At 36.2% G+C, this 3571-nt stretch carries 5 protein-coding genes; all 5 read right to left on the bottom strand.

The features are described 5' to 3' along the window. Positions 1-18 precede the first annotated feature (18 nt). Complete coding sequence (locus E1140_RS01195; protein ID WP_155178195.1) at positions 19-531, bottom strand: DUF2480 family protein; 513 nt, start codon at positions 529-531, stop codon at positions 19-21. Between the two features lie 25 nt (positions 532-556). Next, complete coding sequence (gene tsaB / locus E1140_RS01190) at positions 557-1240, bottom strand: tRNA (adenosine(37)-N6)-threonylcarbamoyltransferase complex dimerization subunit type 1 TsaB (protein WP_155178193.1); 684 nt, start codon at positions 1238-1240, stop codon at positions 557-559. After that, on the bottom strand, positions 1240-2853 hold the full coding sequence (locus tag E1140_RS01185) for a S41 family peptidase (RefSeq protein WP_155178191.1): 1614 nt from the start codon (positions 2851-2853) through the stop codon (positions 1240-1242). Before E1140_RS01185 ends, tsaB begins: the two co-directional genes overlap by 1 nt. Continuing rightward, on the bottom strand, positions 2850-3221 hold the full coding sequence (gene rnpA, locus E1140_RS01180; protein WP_155178189.1) for a ribonuclease P protein component: 372 nt from the start codon (positions 3219-3221) through the stop codon (positions 2850-2852). The genes E1140_RS01185 and rnpA overlap by 4 nt, the downstream gene beginning before the upstream one ends. A 66-nt stretch (positions 3222-3287) precedes the next feature. Continuing rightward, positions 3288-3443 (bottom strand): 50S ribosomal protein L34, encoded by a 156-nt coding sequence (rpmH, locus tag E1140_RS01175; RefSeq protein WP_155178187.1) that lies wholly within the window; start codon positions 3441-3443, stop codon positions 3288-3290. Positions 3444-3571: the final 128 nt, after the last annotated feature.

Here is a 3571-nt window from a genome sequence, read left to right as displayed (position 1 = left end):
CCTTCAACATAAAAAAATTTATTTATTTCTTCGCTTGTAAAGTGGGACCGTACTACAAGGCTCTCCAAACATAATACTAGAGGCAACTGGGCGTAATAATCTTGTGATTTCAACATAAGCAAATCCTGGTACAGGATGACTTCCACAACCCTTAACTACAATTTTAGCATCTTGAAAGTCTAATAAATTAACTTTTGTCAAGGCTTGCATAAAAAGGGCATTCTCTAAATCAGATAGGTCTCCATATACGAGCATATTAGCATAAGGCTCTAGGTTTATTGCTACAAGCATATAAGCCCAGTTTGGAATGATAGCATCCACCGAACAAACAATAGCTACATTCTTACCTTCATAATCTGCCCAGTTGTGCTCCTTAACAAAGAATCGAAAGTCTTTTTCTTTCAAAATGATGCCATTGAACAGCCATGGGGCTATGTCCAAAACCTGCCTTGCCCCTGAGTGATAATAATCTTCTAAATCAAAAGTCTTTAATGGACTGTTAGCTACTCTATTTATAATTTGATCTTCCATAGTTATTTCTCTAGAACAATGAACATCATAACATGGATTTTGGTTTGGTTGCCATGAACTCTTTCAAATAAAAAGGCTCGAAGTAAGCAACATCTTCAAATTCCTTTTTCCTGAACTTTTCAAAAGCCAGTTCACCTATATATTGAGCATCAGGAATAACCCCATCAAGAACTGTCGCATTTGGATTGTCAGTTACTTTTTTCACTTTTTCCGCACCATTTCCAAAAAAAAGTACTGGCGATGCATTTAGGTATTGGCTATAAGATTCGTGGTCTAATATTACTGGCCTAGTTTCTTCAACAACTTTGAAGCTGGCATCTAAAAGCATTGCATACACTTCCATCCGCCTGGCGTCAAGCATAGGGCACAACATAGCGCTGTTTAGATTAAATCGAGCAACGTTATGAGCCATAGCCTCTAACGTATTAACTGCAATGAGCGGGATATTTAAGGCATAACATAGACCCTTGGCTGTAGAAGTTCCAATTCTAAGTCCTGTATATGACCCCGGTCCTTTAGAAACGGCTATTGCACTAATATTCGCTAATGATAGGTCACATATTGAAAGCAGGTGATCGATAGCCGGGTTAAGAGTTGAAGAATGAGATTGCTCTTTCTGAATTAACTCTTTAGCTAACAATTGTCCATTATTATGAATAGCCAAAGAACATACAGGGGTTGAAGTTTCTATGCTAAGGATTAAGGACATTAGTTGCTGGATAAAAGTTTTTTATAATAATTTTGATTTTGGAACATTTTGAGTGCAATAAGAATTGCCTCATCTTCATTCAACGTGCTTTTAATCTCTCCGGCTTGCAGTTCCTTTCTTGCCCCTAATTCTTGCCTAATGAGTCTTACAATTTCACTTTTAGCTCTTTCCAACTCAGCATCGGTTTCATTTAGTGGTTTCTTCAATTTTAAAATATTATCCAAAACCCTCTGGTCTTGCTTTTCCTTCTTTGCCATTTCATAAAGCGAATCGATACTTTGATTAAATGGAGAGTGATATTTAAAGTTATTGTTATTCAACCAACTTTTAAAATTGCTGAATTGACTGACTTCGAAAGTGGTATTTGGATATTGGGAGTGAAAATAATTAGCATATTTGAAGAGTAAGCCCTCAACAAATAGTTCAACTGTAATACTTTTGGCATTTGGCTCTTCAACAAGTATGTCAGGCATCAATCCACCTTTATCATATACTTCCCGCCCAGCCTTGGTTTTAAAAATCTTGGCCTCTCTCGTAACAGTATCATCAGCATGATCGCCATATTCAAGTTCCTGAATACACCTACCGCTGGGTATGTAATATCTTGCAGTAGTAATCTTCACTCTATTATTATATGTAAGCGGCCGCGAAGTCTGCACAAGCCCTTTACCAAATGTTTGGGTTCCGATTAACACACCTCTGTCATAATCCTGAATTACACCCGCTACAATTTCTGCAGCCGAAGCACTTTCGCCATTCACCAATACGGCTAAAGGAATTTGATCCTCAGTAGCACCATCAAGTGTTTTATATGTTCTGTTCCATTCTTCAACCCTGCCTCTTGTTGAAACAACTACTCTATTTTTTGGAATAAAAACATTAGAAACATTTACAGCTTCACTTAATAGTCCTCCTAAATTATTTCTCAAATCAAGTATGACCGCCTTTGCGCCATCTGATTTTAAAGACTTTACAGCCGAACCTACCTCTTTGCCCGCATCAGTTGTAAAATCATCTAAAAGGATATAACCAATTTTTGTTCCTCCAATCAAACCATAATAAGGGACATTATTTACAGTGATTTTTTCCCTAACAACATCAAAACTTAGCGTGTCTTTTACTCCGGGTCTTATTATTTGAATATTTGCTTTTGACCTAGCTCTTCCTTTTAGAATTGTGCTTATTTCTGAGACAGATTTGTTAATGGTTTCGCTGCCATTGGCTTTAACTATTTTATCTCCGACATGCAGTCCTGCTTTCTCTGCCGCAAATCCTTTATAAAGCATAGAAATATAGGCCTCATTTTCTATTATAGATATTTGAGCTCCTATGCCAGCATATTCACCGGTAGTTGAAGTCATAAAAGCCTCTGCATCTTCTTCTGGGATATAGTTAGTATAAGGATCCAGGCTTTCTAGCATTGCTTCGATCGCAATCTTGGTAAGCTGCTCAGGATCAGTATCGTCTACATAATAAGAGTTTACTTCTCTAAATAGGCTGGCAAAAATGTCGAGGTTCTTTGCAATTGAAAAATACCTGTCAGAAGGAGATGCGAAAGCAACAATCACCATTGCAAGAGCTCCGATCAGTATATTTCTAATTGAGGATTTCATTTTGTGTTAGTGTCAAGTCCTTTAATCTTATCCAAGATCTTGGTCATTGATTCTTGAATTTCATTAAATGGCATTATTTCTTTCGAAGTATAAAGGTAGGCAATCAGGTATTTATTGCTTGAAGAATACGAATTCCGTTTTAAGCGATATGACTCACGGATTCTTCTTTTAATTTTATTTCTATCAACAGCCTTTTTAAAATTGCGCTTTGAGACAGAAACTAATATTTGATTCGTTTCAGAATTATCAGGATGGGGAAGTAAAAGCACCTTAAAAGGATACAAATAAAAAGAGGAACCCTTTTCGAAGAGTTCCTTAATCCATATCTTTTTATTTAACCTTTCGGTTTTTTTAAAACTAAAATCCATAGCCGGCAATTTAATAAAAAGCTTGCCGAGATGAAGATATTAACCTTTTACAAAAGGCCAATAATTTTATTTATGCGTCTTCTCGTCAGAAACAGTAAGCTTCTTTCTTCCTTTAGCTCTTCTTCTCGCTATCACAGCTCTACCACTTGGTGTAGACATTCTTTCTTTGAAGCCGTGCTTGTTTTTTCTTTTTCTTTGCGATGGTTGAAATGTTCTCTTCATCTTTGTTATAATTTAACCTTATTAAAAGGCATTAATTCACTTTTGACTTTTAATGGGCTGCAAAGATAGTTAGCTTTTTATTAATTGCAAATACGGAACGTAAAATAGTTTAAATACCTAATAGTATC

The sequence above is a fragment of the Fulvivirga lutimaris genome, assembly GCF_009711525.1.
GTDB classification, from domain to species: Bacteria; Bacteroidota; Bacteroidia; order Cytophagales; family Cyclobacteriaceae; genus Fulvivirga; species Fulvivirga lutimaris.
The sequence above is the reverse complement of the archived record's forward strand: the minus strand, read 5'-3'. Positions and strand labels throughout refer to the sequence as shown.